The organism is Paenibacillus sp. FSL H3-0333, from assembly GCF_038002805.1.
In the GTDB taxonomy this organism is placed as follows: domain Bacteria; phylum Bacillota; class Bacilli; order Paenibacillales; family Paenibacillaceae; genus Paenibacillus_AQ; species Paenibacillus_AQ silagei.
Map to the genome: position 1 here is coordinate 882,756 of NZ_JBBODG010000001.1, position 19,311 is coordinate 902,066.

Below are 19,311 nucleotides of genomic sequence, written 5' to 3' on the forward strand. Positions count from 1 at the left end.
CTATTGAATCAACCATAATTTCAGCACTCTCACCAGCTGTGTGGTATTAATCGGTTTGGATATATAATCGCTCGCCCCAGCTTCGAGGCATTTGACCCGGTCTTCCTCCAAGGCGCGGGCGGTCAGCGCAATAATGACGATCTGATCATAGTCTGGGTTTAGCCGGATATGCTTCATCGTCTCGTAACCATCCATCTCCGGCATCATAATATCCATGAATATCAGCTCTACGCCCGGGTGGGTCTCCAGATGCTCCAGGGCTTCTCTGCCATTCTGGGCAAAGCTGATCTCCATATTATAACCTTCCAGCACACTGGATAACGCAAAAATATTACGCATATCATCATCCACAAGCAGAATGCTTTTCCCGGCAAAAGCGGACTCCGGATTATGCAGGTTCTCGATCAGTCGCTGCTTATCCAAAGGCAGGTCTGCATGCTTGCGGTGGAGGTAGAGGGCCGTATCGTCATAGAGACGTTCCATTGAACGCACGTTCTTGATCACAATACTCTCGGCGTAGTGCTTAAGGCGCTGCTCATCTGTCTTGCTGAGATCCTTGCCTGTATAAATAATCACCGGCAGGGTCTGCAGCTTGCGGTTGGTCTTGACCTGCTCCAGCAGGTCGAAGCCGGAAATATCCGAGAGACCCAGGTCCAGCACCATACAGTCAAAATGATGGCTGGCCAGATGCTCCATCGCTTCTCTTCCGGTGCCCACAGCAATAATGTTCACATCGGGATGGGCGATGAATTCGACAAGACTGCCGCGCAGAACCTTGTTGTCTTCGACAATCAGCAGACTCTTCACCGGACGGCGGATATAAGTCTCAATCTGGAGAAAGGCTGCTTCCAGCTCTGCATAATCATTCGGCTTCTTCCAGAAGGATAAAGCCCCCATCGACAGGCTCTGCTGGTTCTCCTCGGCTGTTGAAATCACATGCACAGGGATATGCCGCAGCTCCGGCCGGCTCTTCAGGCGGCTGATAATGGACCAGCCGTCCAGAACGGGAAGATGCAGATCCAGCAGGATTGCATCAGGCTTGTAGGCATGGGCCAGGGCAAGCCCCTGATCGCCCTGGAAGGCGACGATAGCCTTGAAGCCCCGGCTGCGCGCCAGCTCCAGCAGCCGGGCGGCGAATTCGGCGTCCTCCTCGATAATCAGCAGGGTAATATCCCCGCTTAGCAAATTGCTGCGGTCATCATCCATTTCCGCATATTGCAGCAGCTTCGGATTGGAGATAGAAATGTCGGGCACGAAGGACTCGCGGAAGGCCGGATTCTCGCGGCGGATAGGCTCGGAAGCCGGAATCTCCGGAGAGGCTGCTGCTGAATAGGCTGCGGCAGCAAGGGTCTGGGCATCCTCACCCGGTTCTACAGCGGGAATAATGAGGGAGAAGGTGCTGCCCTTGCCCTCCACGGAATCCACCTCAATTCTTCCGCCGAGGAGGGTGGCCAGCTCCCGGCAGATCGTGAGGCCGAGACCGGTGCCGCCGTATTTGCGGCTGGTGGTGCCGTCTGCCTGCTGGAACGCCTCGAAGATACTCTCCAGCTTGGAGGCGGCAATGCCGATACCGGTATCACTGACGGCGAAGATAACCTCTTCGCCGCTGGTGCGGATCGACAGGGAGACGGAGCCTTGCTCCGGTGTGAATTTGATGGCGTTGGATAACAGATTATTCAAGACCTGCTGCAATCTGTGACCGTCGGTCATCAGATAATCCGGCAGCCGGTTGTCGGAATGGACATCGAACCGCAGGTTCTTCTTCTTGGCCTGCTGTTCGAAGTGGCGGAAGACATGATTGCTGAGATCCTGTGGGGAGACCGGCTCGATGACAGGGGTCATTTTGCCGACCTCCAGCTTCGCCAGATCGAGAATCTCATCGATCAGCTGCAGGAGATCCTTGCCTGCCGAGAAGATCGTATGAACGTATTCCAGCTGCTTCGCTTCCAGATTGCCGTCCTTGTTCTCGGCAAGAATCTGCGAGAGGATCAGCAGGCTGTTCAGCGGGGTGCGGAGCTCATGGGAGACATTGGCCAGGAATTCCGATTTGTACTGCGCGGCCATGAAGATCTCCTGCGCCTGTGCCTGGATCTCCTCCTTCTGCTTCTCAGTAAGCTCGACTTGAAGCAGCAGCTGATCATGGGAGGCAGCCAGCTCCTCCTTCTGGATCAGCAGTTCATCGGCCTGGGTTTGCAATGTATCGGTCTGGGCCTGAAGCTGCTCCTTCTGCTCCAGCAATTCACTCGTCTGTGCCTGGAGCTCCCCGGCCTGATCTGCGATCTCGGACTTTTGCATTTCGGTGATTTGAAGCTGCTTCTGCATATCGCGGTTTGCCGCAGAGATCTCGTCGGCCTGTGCCTTGATCTCCATGGTTTGCCGGCGGGAAATCTCCATCTGATTCTGCAATTCCAGGTTGGAGGCATGCAGCTCTTCCGTCTGCTGCCGCAGTTCCTCCGTCTGGGCTTCAATCTCGTCCTTCTGGGCCTCTGTGAGCTTCATTTGTGTCTGAAGCTGTTCATTGGAGGTCAGGAGGCTCTCGGACTGCGCCTCCAGTTCAGTCTTCTGGTCCTGTAACTGGTCGGTCTGCAGGCGCAGCTCCTCTGTCTGGGCCATCAGCTCTTCGGTCTGAGCTTCCAGCTCCTGGGTCTGGGCGGTCAGTTCTTCCGTCTGGGCTTCCAGTTCTTCCTTCTGCAGCTGAGTCTCACTCAGCAGATCTTCGATCCGGGCGACATCCGCCAGTGTATTAATCAGCACGCCCATATTCTGTCCGGTGCGTTCAATCAGCTGCATCTCCTTGGAGCTGAACGGGCGTAGTGCCGCCAGCTCCATGACAGCAACAATTTCCTGCTCATGCTTAATAGGAACTATAATCAGTGAGGCAGGCGCAGCCTCCCCCAGACCGGAACGGACCTTGATATAATGCTCTGGAAGATCCTGCAGAACAATCATCTGCCCATCGAGTGCGCATTGTCCGACCAGGCCGCTGCCCAGCGGTATGGATTCCTGTTGCCCTGCGGCATCATCGAAGGCATAGCCGGCTGCGAAGTTCAGCTGGCCCCCCTGCTTAAGATAGATAGCCCCGTAGCTTCCGCCTACAGCGGTAGCCAGCCTGCCGATGAACACACGCGAGGCCGTCTTCAGCTGGACAGAGCCTTGAAGCAGCAGCGCCATCTCAGACACCTGCGTATTAATCCAGGCCTGTTCTTCGGCTCTAAGCCGCAGTTCGCGCTCATCGGCGGTTCTATGGTGAAGGTCAGCCGCCAGCCCGAAAAAGGAAGCGGCCAGCTGCCCGAATTCATCCGTCCGCACAGTAGCCGCCGCCGCAGGGTTAAGACGGTCTGCGGCGATATCCTGCGAGATCTCCTTGATCCGCTTCAGGCCGCGGTCTACATTCCGTCCGATACTGTAAAGAAGTCCAATACTGACCAGAATGCCGCCCGCGCCTAATCCTGCTGCAAGCAGGCGCGAGCCGCCCTCCATAAAGAGGAAAGATATAGTAATCATACTGCCTAACAGCAGTATAGTAGCTGAAGTTGCTAACCAAACCTGTTGTTTTATTCTCATTGTTCGCCGCCTTTGTTCAGTTAGAATGTTTAGCTATATAATTATAGCTTTTATGGAGCTTCAGTGATATAGAAGACATGAAGAAAACACCTTAAACCTAAAATTTACAAGGCTTCCTGGAGGCGGACCCGCTTTTGCAGGAGGTTTCATGAAAACTTTGAAATCACCGCAATTTACTTAAAATTTTGCTTGTAAGCAGCGGGTAGAGCGTGTAAGATAACAGACATGCTTCATATTAGATTTCTTATAACAGATTTCATATAACTCATATAATCTTGGGAATATGGCCCATAAGTTTCTACCGGATAACCACTGTAATTATCCGACTATGAGTGAAATAGCGCATCTAGGGTTCCGTTTCTTGTGCTGCGGCACGGGAAAGACTGGTCCAAGCGATGCGGACACGTATATGTGTTACACCACCAAGGGACAAAAACCCAGAAGGACAGATTCACTTGAGAGAAACACTCAGGGAATCTGTCCTTTTTATTTTATCTGTCTTTTTTATTTCTAAGGAGGAAGATCCGCTGTAATGAAAGTATTGGAAGAACGCATTAGACAAGAGGGCTTAATTCTATCGGAGACTGTACTGAAAGTGGACTCATTTCTGAACCATCAGGTAGACACGGCGCTTGCGCTGGAGATCGGGAAGGAATTTGCAGCGGTCTTCGGGGACCGGCAGATCACCAAGGTGCTGACTGTGGAGGCCAGCGGCATCCAGTTCGCCATGGCGGCGGGAATTGCGCTGGGCGTGCCGTTCATCTATGCCAAGAAGAAGAAGGCAGTCACCTTGTCCGAAGCGGTATATTCGGCACCGGTTCACTCCTTCACCCGTCAAGAGGACTACCAGATCAGCATCTCACAGAAATATCTGGGGCCGGACGATACCGTATTGATCGTTGACGATTTCCTGGCCACCGGCGCGGCGCTTGTAGGGCTATGCGATATCGTAGCAGAGTCCGGGGCGCAGCTGGCCGGGGTCGGCTGTGTCATTGAGAAGAGCTTCCAGGAGGGACGCGGTCTGCTGGAGCAGCGCGGAGTTCCGGTGTATTCCCTGGCACGGATTGCTTCCATGTCGCCGGGTGAGATTCATTTCATAGATAATGAAGGATTAATCAAGGAGCGTGCAGGATGTTAAGCAAACAGAAGATACTAGCCCTAGGGCTTCAGCATGTACTGGCGATGTATGCCGGAGCGGTCATTGTACCGCTGGTTGTCGGGGGAGCACTCAATTTGAACGGTACGCAGATGGCGTATCTGATAGCAGCGGATCTGTTCACCTGCGGGCTGGCGACCCTGCTGCAGATTATGGGCAGCAAATATTTCGGGAGCGGGCTGCCGGTGGTGCTCGGCTGTACCTTCACGGCGGTTAGCCCGATTATCGCCATCGCTTCAGGCTCTAATCTGGCGACAGCTTACGGCGCGATCATTATCTCCGGGTTGTTCGTGGTGCTGGCAGCCCCGGTGTACGGGAAGCTGCTGAAGTTCTTCCCGACTGTGGTCACCGGCTCGGTAGTCACAATTATCGGGCTGTCGCTGATTCCTGTTGCGATGAATAATGTGGCCGGCGGCCAGGGCAGCGCCGACTTCGGGCAGCCCCGCAATCTGCTGCTGGCTCTGATTACTCTGCTCGTTATTCTGGCCGTGAACCGGCTGACTACAGGGTTCCTGCGCTCCGTATCGGTGCTGGTAGGACTTGTAGTGGGTACTGTAATCGGCTATGCCATGGGCATCGTGCATTTCTCTACCGTGACTACAGCCTCCTGGGTCAGCGTGGCACAGCCGTTCTACTTCGGCTGGCCGCAGTTCAGCATCACCGCAATCTTCACAATGATTATCGTGAATATCGTGTCTATGGTCGAATCGACCGGGGTCTACTTTGCCGTTGGTAAGGCGACGGACCAGCAGGTGGAGCAGAAGCAGATCGTGAACGGCCTGCGCTCCGAGGGACTGGCCATCATGCTTGGCGGCCTGTTCAACGCCTTCCCGTATACCGCATTCTCCCAGAATGTCGGCTTGCTGTCGCTGACGCGGGTGAAGACGCGGAATGTTATTTTTGCAGCAGGCGGAATTATGATTGTACTTGGTCTGCTGCCGAAGCTGGCGGCACTGACTACAGTGGTGCCGAATGCGGTGCTGGGCGGGGCGATGATTGTCATGTTCGGCTCGGTCGCCGCTTCCGGTATGTCGATTCTATCCGATGTGGATCTGCGCAAGGACGGCAATTTGCTGATCGCTGCCTGCAGCATCGCGGTGGGCCTCGGCTCTGCAGTGCTTCCGTCCATGTTCGACCAGCTGCCGGAATTCGCTCGGATGCTGCTGCAGAACGGAATCGTATCCGGGTCGCTGACAGCGATCATTCTGAATATCTTCTTGTCGAAGACCCAGGAGAGTGCGGTTCCTGCCGCAGCCGCTCCGGAAACAAAGTAAAATATTCCATCCACGTAGCTCTAATAAGATGAACAGCCGATTCCGAAATAAATGGAACTCGGCTTTTTTTTGCTTCAGATGAACGGAGCCTGTTGTATAATTTATACAATGACAACTAGAAGGGACTGGCAGAGGACATGAGAAAGTATTGGCTGAGCATTCTCGGCAGTCTGGTGCTGGTGTTGATCGTTCCGCTGCTCTCGGTCCTCCAGACCCATCAGATTAAGGGAGACAGGCCGCAGGCGGTGCAGGGTGTGATTGACCTTCGCTCCTGGGACGCCCGCCACGACGGGATTATGAAGCTGGATGGAGAGTGGGAGCTGTACCGGGGTGTGCTGCTGTCGCCTGAGGATTTCCATCCGGTGAACGCTGGTAAGGAGGTTCCCGCCGCCTCTACGATGATTCAGGTCCCGGGGAAGTGGAACGACGATATCTCTGAACAGGGCGGGCGCAGAGCCAAAGGCTATGCTACATACCGCCTCCAGGCGAAGATTACCCCAGGAGAAGCCATGGTCTACGGCCTGCGCACCAGCAACATCCGCAGTGCCGGCAAGGTCTATCTGAACGGGCAGGAGATTGGAAGCAGCGGAACCCCGGCAGCCTCGGCCTCTGAGGGCAGACAGAATAACATGCCTTTTATGGGATTCGCCTCGGTAACCGGGGATACCATGGAGATTATTGTGCAGGTAGCTAACTACAGCTACTCCTCAGGCGGGATCGTTCAGCCGATTGTGATCGGTAATCAGGCTGCTATTTTGAAGCACAGGGAATTTGCCCTGTTTGTAGACGGGGCTGCACTGATCGGATTCTTCGTGCTAGCCCTCTTCCTGCTGATGTTCTCCAAGGTAAGGGAGAGCCGGGGGGTCACATTGTATCTGGGCTTGTTCTGCATAGCGGCCTTTGTCTACATTTTTACGCATGGCGAAAAGCTTATCCTGGCGGCGCTGCCCGGCTTCCCTTACGAGATTATACTCAAGCTGCAGCTTGCGTCCTCTACACTGGTCTATTATTATCTGCTGCACTATGTCGCCAATTCAGTGAACTACCCGATGTCCATTGGGATGATTAAGGCCTCCAGGCTGGTTACGGCATTCCTGCTGCTGATTGCTGCCTTCGTCCCGGCCTATCTGTTCAGCTATCTGGAGGTTCTGCTGCTGACCTGGGGCTCCGTAAGCCTGGGCTTCGTGCTCTACTCCATGGTCCAGGGCACCAGGCGAAATCCGAAGAATATGTTCCTGATGATGGTCAGTATCGAGAGCCTGAGCGTGGTCATTATCTATTATCTGGTCAGCTTCATGGGCATGACCTTCAGCTATTTCATCATCTCCTACGAGATACTCCTGTTCGGGTTCGTGCAGGCGATTCTTATGACCCGGCAATACGCAGCTTCCTTCCGCGAAGTGGAACAGCTCTCACGCCGCCTTTTGTCGCTTGACGGCTTGAAGGATGACTTCATCTCCGATACCTCGCAGGAGCTGCGGAGGCCGCTGCAGGGGATTGTCAACATGGCCAAGGTGCTGGCTCAGGGGACGGCTGGCTCCATCAGCGCTGCCCAGCAGGATCAGCTGCTCACGATTGTCTCCACGGGCAAGCGGCTTACAGCCCTGATCCATGATATGTCGGACTTCGCGAAGCTGAATCACGGCTCGCTCTTCCTGCGCCGGCAGGCCGTCGATCTCCGCATGGCAGCTTCCTCCATTATGGCGGTCACCCGTCAGGTCTACGGCAACAGCCAGCTGGAATTCCGGCTGAGTCTGCCGGAGCAGCTTCCGCTGCTGGAGACGGATGAGCAGCGGTTCGCTCAGATTCTGCATAATTTACTCGCGAGTGCAGTGAATTATACGCCCAGAGGCGTGATAACGCTGTCTGCTGAGGTTAAAGAAGAGTATGTTGCCATCATCATAACAGACACTGGCCAGGGTATCGCGCCTGAGCGTCTGCGTACGATCTTCGATGCCAATGATCCAAGCGGTCCTGCTGCCAGTAAGGTCTACCGTGAGAACGGGCTTGGGCTCAGCATTACCCAGAGGCTGGTAGAACTGACGGGCGGGGAGATTGAGGTACATTCCGAACTGGGGCAAGGCTCCGTCTTCTGCTTCACCCAGCCGATCCTGCAGAGGAGTCATGCACTGCTGGAGGAGGAATTCGGAGAGCTTCACGGCTGGGAGACGGCGCCTCCGTACCCGCTTCCCGGAGAAGAACCTGTGCAGCTGCCGTCTGAAGACTGCTGCTCCATTCTGGTAGTGGATAATGATCCCGTTAACCTCCGCGTGCTGGTAGGCGTATTGCAGCTGGATAACCATTCTGTGATTACTGCCAGCAGCGGCGCTGAGGCGATCCAGATCATCAAGCAGCATCCTGAGCTTGATCTGGTGATTGCCGACTGGGTAATGCCGGAAATGCCTGGGCTTCTATTATGCAAGGCCATCCGTGAACGGTTCACCTTGTCCGAGCTGCCGATTCTGGTGCTGATGGCGAGCAGCCGTCCTGATGATATCCTCGCAGCCTTCGAGGCCGGAGCGAATGATTATCTGAGCAAGCCGGTGGAAGTGCGCGAATTCAAGGCGCGGATGCAGACCCTGCTGGATATGCGCAAGTCGATCCGGGTATCCGTCCAGTCGGAGATTGCCTTCCTGCAGGCGCAGATTAAGCCGCATTTCTTATATAATGCGCTGAATGCCATTATCTCGGTCTGTCCGGAGGACCCGGACAAGGCCACGGAGCTACTGCTGGACCTCAGCCAATACCTGCGGAGCAGCTTCGACTTCCAGAACCGGGGACAGACGGTTTCTATGGAGAAGGAGCTGGGACTCGTCAAATCCTATCTTGCGCTGGAGCAGGCACGGTTCGATGAACGGCTGAACATCGAGATCGAGGTGCCGGAGGATGTGATGGCGATGGTTCCGCCGCTCAGCATCCAGCCGATTGTGGAGAATGCTGTTAATCATGGCCTGATGCAGAAGGAGGCCGGAGGGACGGTACGGCTGACAGTTGAGCTGCTGCCCGGCTGCCTCAAGGTAGCAGTCACGGATGACGGTGTAGGAATGACTCCGGAGAAGATTGCGGAGGTCCTCTCGGAAGAGCGGACAGAGGGGGGCATAGGGCTGCGCAATATTCAGCACCGTCTGCTCAAGATGTACGGAGCAGGCCTGAATATCGACAGTGTACCGGGAAGGGGAACCGCTATATCATATACCATCCCCACCTAAAGGCATTTGAGAACTACGAACGAAGAGGAGGTGAGTCCGACTGATGAAGGCCATATTGATTGACGATGAGAAGCCGGCGCTGCAGCATCTGGAGCGTATGCTCCTGAAGGATGGGCGCCTTACAATCACCGGGAAATTCACCTCGGCACGCCTGGGACTTGCGCATCTTGAACGGGAGAAGGCCGATATTGTATTCCTGGATATCGGGATGCCGGAGATGAACGGGCTGGAAGCAGGTGAATACATTGCCGGTATGGACCGGAACACACGGATTGTCTATATTACCGCATACAGCGAGTATGCGATCGAAGCCTTTGAACTCAATGCAGCGGATTATTTGCTGAAGCCGGTGACCTCCCAGCGGTTAAGCAAAACCCTTGAGCGGCTGGAAGTCGGCAAGGAGAGCGCTGAAGTGAAGATGCCGCCTACACCGGCGTCTGCGGCGCCTGTCAAGGAGCTGTCAATCCTCTGCTTCCACCGGCTTGAATTCACAGACAGTACGGAGCCGGGGCGCAAAATGCAGTGGAGAACAAGCAAGGCGCAGGAGGTCTTCGCCCTGCTGCTGCATAACCGAGGCCAGTGGATACTCAAGGACACCATTGTGGATCTCGTCTGGCCCGATTTCAAGCCCGAGAAGGCCGTAACGAACCTGCATACCACGGTATACCATATCCGCAAGCTGCTGAAGGCCTGGGATATGGAGGTGCTCGTCGAATTCTCGCAGGAGCGGTACAGGCTGACAAAGGAGCAGGTGCTGCTGGATGTGGAGGAGTTTGAGCTGGGCTATGCCGGTACGCCTGTGGAGTCAGAAGAGGAATGGCTGCGCCGGGAAAAGATATTGAAGCTGTACCGTGGAGACTACCTGCAGGAGCATCATTACGACTGGGCAGAGATCCGGCGCAAGGAGCTGCAGGTCCGGTATATCCGCATGGCGCTTCATTCCGCCGAATATGAGCTGTCCTCCGGGCGGCCCCGGCTGGCACTGGAGAGGCTGCTGGAGCTGCAGGCAGCCGATCCTTATTCCGACCAGCTCTGCAGGCTGATTCTGCGAAGTTACGCCGACCTGGGGGATTTTATCGGATTCAGGACACACTACGATAAATACAAGGAGCTCCTGGAGAATGAGCTGGGCATCCGCCCTGACCAGGTCATGGACAGCTGGGTCCAGAAGGTATTGTAAGCCCGTAGCCGGCCACTGCAAAACTGCTTGTTGTCATTATTATTTATATGCTGTGGTATACATATTCAAGGCTGCCGGAGTTGAAACGAAAGAGTCATAGCAGCGTATCAGAAGCATACGAGTATTCAAGAGGAGATGGAGTAGAATGGATAACGGGTTGAAGGTCATCCTGTTCGAGAAGCTGCCTGAAGGCGACCTGCAAATGATTGAAGAGCGCGTCTGGAGCATGAATATGGTTACGGCACTTGAGCATGTCAATTATATTGTCGTTGGCGGACGTGAGTTCGAGGCGGTAGAGGGAAGACTGAATGTGGATGAAGGGAAGCTGGAGCTTCTGCTGGTTCCCATGCGTACGGAAGGTTAAGGATGAATACCAGGAAAGGAGGTCCCAAGTTGGCAAAAGACGAAAGTGCTAAAGAACCCGCGATCAGCAGGCTGTTCACGCCGGACGGCAAACCGGTCCGCGTATTATCCACCTCGCTCGGCATTGCGCTGCTGGCTAACGCGTTATTCATTCCGGGAGGGGCAGGCGCAAGCGGCACAGGCGGCGAGGAGCCTAAGCTGGTCTCCTGGTCTACCGAGGAGGTTAAGCAATATTTCGACAAGAATGTAGACTGGAGTATTCCATATCCGGAAGACCAGGAAGAGAAGGTCCAGGAAGGGCAGGGGGCTGTAACCTCCGGCGGTACGACGGTAATTAACAATTACGGCGGGTACAACTCGGGGTTCGGCTGGGATGATGTGCTTCTGTACCACATGCTCTTCAATAGTGGTTCGTTCTACTCTTCCAGAGGCTGGTACAATGACCGGCCTACTTATTATGGAGGCACACGCAATACCTATAAGCCGCCCTCCTATAATAGCGGACGATTCCAGAACAAGCCGGTGGCCGGCTCGGTGGTGAAGCCGAAGACCTCAACTTCATCCACCGGCTCCATTACCAGAAGGAATACCTCTTCCAAATCGGGCGGCATCGGCGGCACCTCCAGCGGGCTGGGTTCAAGCAAATCCAAATCCGGCTCTAAAAGCTCCGGCAAAAGCTCGGTGCGCTCCGGCAAGAGCGGGTTCGGCGGATGATCCGGGCGGAGCAGGCATTCGAATATATAGACCAGTCCGGTCTGGAGCGCGCTCCCCGGGTTGAGCGGCTGCATGAGCTGGGCTTCACCTGGGCCGATCTGGAGGACGAGGAATACTGGCTGGATGCGGTGGCTGTGATGCGCAGCGAGACCTATCAGGAATTGAAGGAAGCCGCCGCCGCGCTCTGGGCGATTCTGGATAAGGCCGTGCGTTATGTCCATCTCAGACATGACCTGTACGACCTGCTCGGGATTCCTCCGGTGCTGTGGCAGATGCTGGATGACTGCCCATTGCCGGAGCCGGGACTGATCAGCCGGTATGCCCGGTTCGATTTTGCCGTGGCAGGGGATGGTACGATCAAGCTGCTGGAGCTGAATGCGGATACTCCGACCGGCTATGTGGAAGCATCCATTGCTACGCCGTGGATCTGCGCGGAAGCAGGCGTCGGAAGCGCGAATGCGGCCATGAAGCAGCAGCTTGCCGCAGCCTGGGGCGTGGAGCGCCCCGACACGGTAGCCTGTGTGGATTATGGCAGCCATGAGGAGGACAGCGGAACGATTGAGGCGCTCGCTGCGCATAGCGGACTGGATGTCCGCTGTGTCGATTGCCTGGATCTGTGGATTGATGAGGGTGTGGTCAAGGACGGGGAGAACCGGATCATAGAGCGGATGTTCGCGCTGTATCCGAAGGAGTGGATGGCCGTAGATGAAGGCGGCGAGGCTCTGGCCTATGCCATTGAGAGCGGGAAGCTCCAGCTGTTCAACGGACCGCATAGCATCATCCTCCAGTCCAAGGGGCTGATGGCCGCTGTCTGGGGAATGTATGAGCTTGGCCTGCTGTTCACGGAGCCGGAACGCGAGGCCATCTCCCGGTACATCCTGCCGACGTACAATAAGGCAGTCTTCTCAGAGAGTTTTGTATCCAAATCCGTATTCGGCCGCGAGGGCGGATCTGTACGAATCTTTGATGACAGCGGCGCGCTTGAGATCGAGGACGAGGAGGGCTACGACAGCAGCCAGCTCTTCCCCGTGGTCTATCAGAAAAGGGCCGAAATGGCCCGGATCATGACGGCGGAGGGTGAGCTGCACCTGCTGACCGGCATGTTCGTCATTAACGGAACGCCCTGCGGGCTGCTTGGCCGGGCCGGAGGGCCGATTACAGGCAATGCCAGTCATTTTATCGCGCTAGGAGTGAGGGGGCTTGAAGATGTTCAAGGATAGAGAGGGGCATGCTGCCGGGCGCAGAGCCCGGAGCACCCTGCTGACTACAGTGCTGCTACTGGCGGTTATGGTGCTGAGTGCATGCTCAGCGAACAGCGGCAGTGTATTTCATACCGGCACTGATACGTCGGATAGCGTATCGCGTGTACCCTGGGATTACCGGGTGGTGGAGGGCAAGGTTGGCGATCTGGTCGGCAGCGATATGACTATATTGCCGGATAATGAGCTGCTCCCGAACGACGGGAATTATGCTACAGGCGACACCGTCTGGACGCTTCAGTTCATGGACGCCGAGCTGATAACGGACGCTGACCAGAAGAATGAGATCAAGCTGTCCGCCTGGACGACGCTTAAGTCTTACGCCGACCAGAAGGCGGCCACGGAGGATCTGGCTAATCTTAAGGTATCCATCACAACGGAAGTGGACCTGGTTGGCGTGTACAAGACGGAATACCAGAGCAAGACCAGAAATTTCGCAGTGCTGGAGCTGCCTTCCGGCAACCGGATCAAGCAGCCGATTGACGACAAGCGCTATACCGCGCTGGAGAAGCAGAAGAAAGTCTCTGTGGTGCTGGAGGAAGTACATGATTTCGCCGACTATGATTCGGCCTATGCGAAATTTCGGGGGTGGGCTAAATGACGATCGTAATTAATCTGGTGGTCAGTATTCTGACCATTGTTCTGCTTCAAGTGCTGGGTATGGTAATCTTCGCGCTCATGACGCCCTTCAAGGATATGGAGGAGCTGAAGAAGGGGAATGTTGCGGTAGCGCTGGCGTTCGGCGGCAAGTTCCTGGCGACGGCGGTCATTCTTGGTGTGGCCGCCTACACTAACACCTCCATCTGGTTCATGATGCTCTGGTTCGCTGTGGGGTATGTCTGCCTGATCGCTTCTTACTGGATCTTCGAGCTGTTCACTCCCGGCTTCCGGATTTCAGAGCAGCTGGAGAAGGGAAATGTTGCTGTGGGCGTCATGCTCTGCATGGTGTTCATCGGGACGGCCTTCGCGGTCAGCAGTCTGATTATTTAGGTAGACTCGATTGGCAGGCGGGCAGCGGCCGTATCCCATAAGGAATTCGGCGCAGGCTGCTGCCCGCCGGCTCAATTCACCCGGGAGGCAGGGATGAGCATTGCATTTTCTAATCCAATTATCCGGCAAGCTGCTTCATCTCAAGAAGAAGTCCATTGCCTTTATTATTCTGGCCTTCATTCTTCTCAGCGCAACCATCGCCTTCCTGCTGGAGCCGGACACGTTTCATAGCTGGTTCAACGCCTTTTATTGGGTAATGACCACCATGGCTACCGTCGGGTATGGCGATTACTTTGCCGCTACCGTCACCGGCAAAGTGTTTACGATTTTCTTATATATCTTTGGCATCGGTCTGCTCAGTCTGGTGATCGGCAAGGTTGTTGAGGCCATGGGCGAGATGCAGCGCAGGAGAGGAGCCGGAACGTTGACCTTTCACGGACAACATCATGTCGTGCTGATTAACTGGAGCCGCAAGACACAGGCGGCAGTAGATGAGATTCTGTGTTACGACAGGGAATGCAAAGTGGTCATTATCGATGAGAACGGAAGGCATCCGCTGGAAGCCATGGAGCAGGTCCACTTCATCAGCGGCGATGCGGCAAGCGATGACATTCTGCTGAAGGCGAATATCGGGAGCGCCAGAGCAGCGATTGTGTTCAGCGACACCCGGATCGACGAAGCTTCCTTAAGCGACGGCAAGTCGCTGCTGATTGCTTCCAGCATTGAGCGGATTGCCCCGCAGGTACATACTACCGTAGAGATTATGCAGGAGAAGAACATTCAGAACTTCAAGCATGTGCAGGTGAACGAGTTCGTGCTCTCCCATGATGCGATCTCCAGACTGGCGGTGCGCTCTGCGCTGCAGGAGGGCAATTCTGAGGTGATCACCCAGCTGCTCAGCCGCGAGCACGGGGATGATATCTATGAGATTCCCCGCCGCAGCGGCTGGACAACCTATGGGGAGGCCTTTCAGGATCTGCTGCGCCAGGGGGCGACCCTGTTGTCCGACCGCGGCGATCTGGGCATTAACCGCAAGCTCGGCCAGCCGATTCCGGCAGACGCCAGACTCTACATCGTCGCCGATGAGGCCACGTACCGGAGAATTAAAGAGAGCTAGAGAATAATACCTAAGCATTCCTAAGAGCTGTTCCAGTCGTTAAGACATGGAGCGGCTCTTTTTTTGGCGGAAAAGGAGAAATATGTGAAGATGACACATAATGTTCGATGAAACAGTAAATAATGTGACAATAATTACCGTTATATTAGTATGGATCAATTGGTAGTTGTCATTTAAGGATGTGATCGATTGAAAAGCAGATATAGCAAGGCTGCTGTTCTGGGAATGTCGCTGCTCCTGCTAACCTCCTGCGGCGGCAATCAGGCCGGACCGGCGCCGTCCTCTCCCGGCTATACTCCGGCAGTCTCTCCCGCAGGGACTACACGGCCGGATGAAGCGCCGCAGCTTGAGCCTACATTGGAACAACAGGAATTATACCATTTCATAAATACGCAGCTTACAGGACCCGACGGGGTATATACGAATCTGAAGGAGACCTCTGAAGCGGCCGAGGTGGCTACCGGCCATGAGATTCTGAGCGAGTCCGCGTCTCTCCTGATGGAGACTGCCGTCCGTACCCGCAATCAGGAGCTGTTCGACCGGCAGTGGAAGACGGCCCGCAGAATCTTCGATATGGAGGGCGGCTTCAGCTACCGCTACAGTCCCAGGCAGCAGAAGCGTTATCCCGTGAATGCAGCGGTGGATGACCTGCGGATGATCGGAGCGTTATATGAGGCAGGGCAGGCATTTAGCCAGCCGGAATATACCAGAGAAGCTGATAAATATGGAGAACGTTTCTATAAAAACAACACTAAAAAAGGTTACATTTATGACATCTATGACAATTATTTGAAAATGGTCAACGGATTCGTAACTTTGTGTTATATTGATCTGAGTGTATTGCAGAAATTGTCGATATCTAGCGAATTACAAGAGAATTTGCTGAAGAATATGAGCGGTATTTTGGAGGAGGGATATTTGTCCGATTCTTTTCCATTCTATGAGACCCGCTTCGATTACCAGAGCGGACAGTACAGCTCTGAAGGCATCAACTCGGTAGAATCTCTGCTGACTATTCTTCATCTGGCAGAGACCGGCCGCGAGCGGCCGGCAAGCATCAGCTACATCAAAGCTCAGGTCGCAGCGGGAACCTTGTTCGGACAATATACACGTGAGGGCAAGCCGGCTAATGATATTCGTTCAACAGCGGTCTACGCGCTCACAGCCATGATTGGAGCCGTGCTGGAGGATGGTGACCTCTATCAGTCCAGTATAGAACGGATGAATGAATTCAGGGTGACAGACCCTTCAAGTCCGTTATACGGCGGCTTCGGTGATCCTGCCTCCGGGCAGGCGTACTCTTTTGACAACCTGATGGCACTGCTGGCTTACGCCTATAAGGCTCCATAATATAACCAAAAAGGGGAATCGGAATGATAAACAACCTAGAGCTTACATCGACCCGGCCCGGTATCACGTTGGCTGGCTTTCGGATTACTCCGGCATTTGCCGCCGCGTTCTGCGTGCTGCTGGTGACGGCTATTTCGCTGTTTACCTCCCCTTATATCGGCATGGCGGATAACGGAGACTTTTACCGGATTATCTATAGCAACGGCCTGTATTTCAATGCTCCGGACTATGACAGCCAGTACTTTGGCTATTTCGTGAAGCAGTTCGGAATCTTTCAATATTTCAACGAGAACAGCACGATGGTGGTCTCCTCCCAGTCCCTGTTTATCAAGCTGGCGATCTTCGTCAACAAGCTGTTTTTCAGCCGCGAGGTCTTCGATATCCGCTTCCAGGCTGCCATCTACACCTTGCTGTATGTTGCCGCAGTCTACTTGCTGGTTGAAGCGATCACGCTGAAAATGTCACTTAAGCGGGGGATGGTAGTCGCGGCGCTTGCGGTGTTCATTTTCGGGGATACAGGCTACACCAACTACTTCAGCTCCTTCTTCGGCGAGAGCCTGGTGATGGTGACCATGATTCTGGTGTTCGCCTCCTGGCTGCTGCTGTACCGGAAGAGATACAACGATTATGCCATGCTGGCGATCCTGCTGATCAGTACCCTGATCCTGACCACCTCCAAGCAGCAGAATGCTCCGGTGGGGATGGTCATTTCCCTGCTCTCAGTTCCGCTGGTGCTGATCCGCCGGGACAAGCTGTTCCGCTGGGTGACACTGCTGTCGGCCGGTCTGATGATGTTCGCCGGAATTGCGACGTATCTTAATATCTCCAAAGAGTTCGTGAATATTAACCAGTATCATGCGATGACGCGCGGGGTGCTGATGGAATCCAAGAATCCGGAAACTGCGCTGGGTTCCTTCGGGATCAATGAACAGTACGCGATTCTCAAAGAGAATACGTACTATGACCAATACGGGACGGTGGATGTGAAATCCGAGCTGCTGGATAAAAATTTCTACAGCCGCTACGGCTTCGTCTCCATTCTGACCTATTATGCTTCTCACCCTAATGAGCTGGGCTCGATCCTGGATACGGCTGCTGAGAGTGCCTATAAAATTAAACCGGCGGCTATGGGGAACTATGAGCTGTCCGCAGGCAAGGAGTTCCGGGCGCAGAGTCATTTCTTCAGCTTGTACAGCACACTTAAGGAGAAGCTGGCGCCCCGTCCCTTTGCCTTCATTCTTCTCTGGATGGCCGTAACGATAGGGGTCTATATGCCATCGTTCGTCCGGTCCATCCGTACCCGGGATTTCCGGGGGATGCAGCGTCTGCTGGTGATTCTGGCAACGATGCTGGTCGGACTGTCGGGTATCGTAGTCTCCATTATCGGGGCGGGTGACGCGGATATTGCCAAGCATGAATTCCTGTTCACTCTGGCCTTCGACCTGATCATCTTCCAGACGGCTGCCAGCGTAATCGGCCGCGGAATCTCATCACGCAGATCGGTGCCGTCTGCGCCGTCTGCACGGCCGCTCAAGGAATATCCGGCACTGAATAAAGGGGTGGGCATGTGAGACGCAGAGGAATCGTCATTCTGCTGTTCATTGTATTGGCGGGTGATCTGCTGCCGTCTGCCGGTCCGGCATCCGCTGCGGCTTCTCCGGCTCCGGCGCAGCGGATTCTGCTGCTGTTCGACAGTCTGGCGAAGAATTCAGGCCAACAAGGGAATGTGGCCGAGCTGCAACGGCTGCTTGCCGCCTACAGCGCACAGGTCACGCTGAAGCCTATTTCCTCTTATCAGCCAGGCGGCATGAAGGGCTATTCCGGCGTAATCACTGTGATTAACAATGATGAGCTTGAGATTACGAATCAAGCCTACCTTCAGGAGGCAGCCGGGTATAAGGGGGCTATGCTGCATGTTGGATATAGACCGCCTGCCCGGATGCAGCAGACACTGAGGCTGAAGACCGGGGTATGGCATAGAGCGGGCGCAAGCCTCTCCATCGGCGAATTCACCGGAATTCCGGTGGAGGCCGAAGGGATGCCTTATATCACCGCTTCGGACGCGGGGCGTTCTTATGGAACGTGGTCCTCATCAGATGCGGGGGCACAGCTGCCGTTTGCGGTAAGCAGCGGCCGCTCCGCTTACCTGCCTTATCTGAAGCAGGGCGATTTCACAGCCATAGCTGCGGCCTATGTGCTGAAGGATTGGCTGCACTATACCGCACAGCCGCAGATGTATCTGGTAATCAAGGAGATCTATCCCTTCTCAGATCTGAATCTGCTGGAGCAGATGGCAGACCGCCTGTATCGAAGCGGTATTCCCTTCATCGCCAGTGTCCGTCCGGTATTCGCGAATACGGATTTCCCCGCGATGAAGCGGTATCTGGAGGCGCTCAAAGCCGTCCAGTCCCGCAACGGCAGCATCGTGGTCAATGCCCCTGCGGTCAGACCGCCGATCAATTCGAATGACCGGTCCCTGCGCGGGAAGATGAATCAGTTCATTAATGTGCTGGCGGAAGGGGGCGTGGCACCGCTCGGCGTTGCTGCCGAGAGCTACTGGACGTATGACAAGGAGTATTCTTCCGCAGGCATGGGGTTCTTCAATTCTGCGGTGCTCTTCCCGGACGGAGAGACCCATTATATGGAGCAGACAGACACCTCAGCGGCCTTCTCTTCCTCTCTGTACAGTCTGCCCCCGGCGCTGCTGCAGGGAATTGGCAGAACAGGCAAGGCGATGCCGGAGCTTCCGCTGAATACGGCGGTGACGCTGGACCTGCCGGAGGATGAGCGCGGGCTGGAGGAACTTCTGCAGAATCTGAATGCGGAATGGTATACCTTCGCAGACTATAAGCAGGAGGCGCATACGGTCCGCACGGATAAGCACACTCTTGAGTCTGCTGACGGGGTGATCCGCTTGGATGGCAACACACTGGATGTCGATTATACCCCGAAGAAGGTCGCCGTTGATTTCCAGTACAAGGAGAAGCAGGCGACAAGCTTCAACAGGCTGTTCAGCGTGCAGAATCAATTCTTCATCATCGTGATCCTGGCTGCGCTGCTCTTGTTCGGCGGCCTGCTCACTATCGGCTACAGAATGTACCGCAGGAAATATTTGAACAAGTAATCCGGGAAAAA

At 54.9% G+C, this 19,311-nt stretch carries 14 protein-coding genes and 1 riboswitch; of the genes, 13 read left to right on the top strand and 1 reads right to left on the bottom strand.

Features of this window, described 5'->3' with window-relative positions; all coding sequences use genetic code 11:
- On the bottom strand, positions 1-3,564 hold the full coding sequence (locus MHH78_RS04050) for a response regulator (RefSeq protein ID WP_341166667.1): 3,564 nt from the start codon (positions 3,562-3,564) through the stop codon (positions 1-3).
- Between the two features lie 245 nt (positions 3,565-3,809).
- A riboswitch (purine riboswitch) is annotated at positions 3,810-3,913 on the top strand.
- Between the two features lie 183 nt (positions 3,914-4,096).
- On the opposite strand from MHH78_RS04050, the gene MHH78_RS04055 reads away from it, so the two are divergent.
- The 13 genes from MHH78_RS04055 to MHH78_RS04115 all read left to right on the top strand — a co-directional run bounded on the left by MHH78_RS04055 (position 4,097) and on the right by MHH78_RS04115 (position 19,300).
- Positions 4,097-4,702 (top strand): xanthine phosphoribosyltransferase, encoded by a 606-nt coding sequence (locus MHH78_RS04055; RefSeq protein ID WP_341166668.1) that lies wholly within the window; start codon positions 4,097-4,099, stop codon positions 4,700-4,702.
- Positions 4,696-5,994 carry a nucleobase:cation symporter-2 family protein gene (locus MHH78_RS04060; protein ID WP_076081459.1) on the top strand — a complete coding sequence of 433 codons (1,299 nt, stop codon included), beginning with the start codon at positions 4,696-4,698 and terminating at the stop codon, positions 5,992-5,994. The genes MHH78_RS04055 and MHH78_RS04060 overlap by 7 nt, the downstream gene beginning before the upstream one ends.
- Before the next feature lie 137 nt (positions 5,995-6,131).
- Positions 6,132-9,203, top strand: coding sequence for an ATP-binding protein (locus tag MHH78_RS04065; protein WP_341166669.1), 3,072 nt, complete (start codon positions 6,132-6,134; stop codon positions 9,201-9,203).
- Positions 9,204-9,246: 43 nt separating this feature from the next.
- On the top strand, positions 9,247-10,383 hold the full coding sequence (locus MHH78_RS04070) for a response regulator (RefSeq protein ID WP_341166670.1): 1,137 nt from the start codon (positions 9,247-9,249) through the stop codon (positions 10,381-10,383).
- A gap of 145 nt (positions 10,384-10,528) precedes the next feature.
- Complete coding sequence (locus tag MHH78_RS04075) at positions 10,529-10,747, top strand: hypothetical protein (protein ID WP_036691939.1); 219 nt, start codon at positions 10,529-10,531, stop codon at positions 10,745-10,747.
- Between the two features lie 29 nt (positions 10,748-10,776).
- Complete coding sequence (locus MHH78_RS04080; RefSeq protein ID WP_036722739.1) at positions 10,777-11,460, top strand: hypothetical protein; 684 nt, start codon at positions 10,777-10,779, stop codon at positions 11,458-11,460.
- On the top strand, positions 11,457-12,680 hold the full coding sequence (locus MHH78_RS04085; protein WP_341166671.1) for a glutathionylspermidine synthase family protein: 1,224 nt from the start codon (positions 11,457-11,459) through the stop codon (positions 12,678-12,680). Before MHH78_RS04080 ends, MHH78_RS04085 begins: the two co-directional genes overlap by 4 nt.
- Positions 12,667-13,320, top strand: a complete 654-nt coding sequence (locus tag MHH78_RS04090; protein WP_076081500.1) for a hypothetical protein — start codon at positions 12,667-12,669, stop codon at positions 13,318-13,320. The genes MHH78_RS04085 and MHH78_RS04090 overlap by 14 nt, the downstream gene beginning before the upstream one ends.
- On the top strand, positions 13,317-13,709 hold the full coding sequence (locus MHH78_RS04095; RefSeq protein ID WP_036691943.1) for a DUF350 domain-containing protein: 393 nt from the start codon (positions 13,317-13,319) through the stop codon (positions 13,707-13,709). The genes MHH78_RS04090 and MHH78_RS04095 overlap by 4 nt, the downstream gene beginning before the upstream one ends.
- A gap of 100 nt (positions 13,710-13,809) precedes the next feature.
- Complete coding sequence (locus MHH78_RS04100) at positions 13,810-14,826, top strand: ion channel (RefSeq protein ID WP_341166672.1); 1,017 nt, start codon at positions 13,810-13,812, stop codon at positions 14,824-14,826.
- A 189-nt stretch (positions 14,827-15,015) separates the two neighbouring features.
- A complete protein-coding gene (locus MHH78_RS04105; RefSeq protein ID WP_341166673.1) occupies positions 15,016-16,176 on the top strand; it encodes a hypothetical protein in 1,161 nt (386 codons plus the stop codon).
- Positions 16,177-16,199: 23 nt separating this feature from the next.
- A complete protein-coding gene (gene wsfD, locus MHH78_RS04110) occupies positions 16,200-17,747 on the top strand; it encodes a glycan biosynthesis hexose transferase WsfD (protein ID WP_341166674.1) in 1,548 nt (515 codons plus the stop codon).
- Positions 17,744-19,300 (top strand): hypothetical protein, encoded by a 1,557-nt coding sequence (locus MHH78_RS04115; RefSeq protein ID WP_341166675.1) that lies wholly within the window; start codon positions 17,744-17,746, stop codon positions 19,298-19,300. Before wsfD ends, MHH78_RS04115 begins: the two co-directional genes overlap by 4 nt.
- The last annotated feature ends 11 nt before the right edge of the window (positions 19,301-19,311 follow it).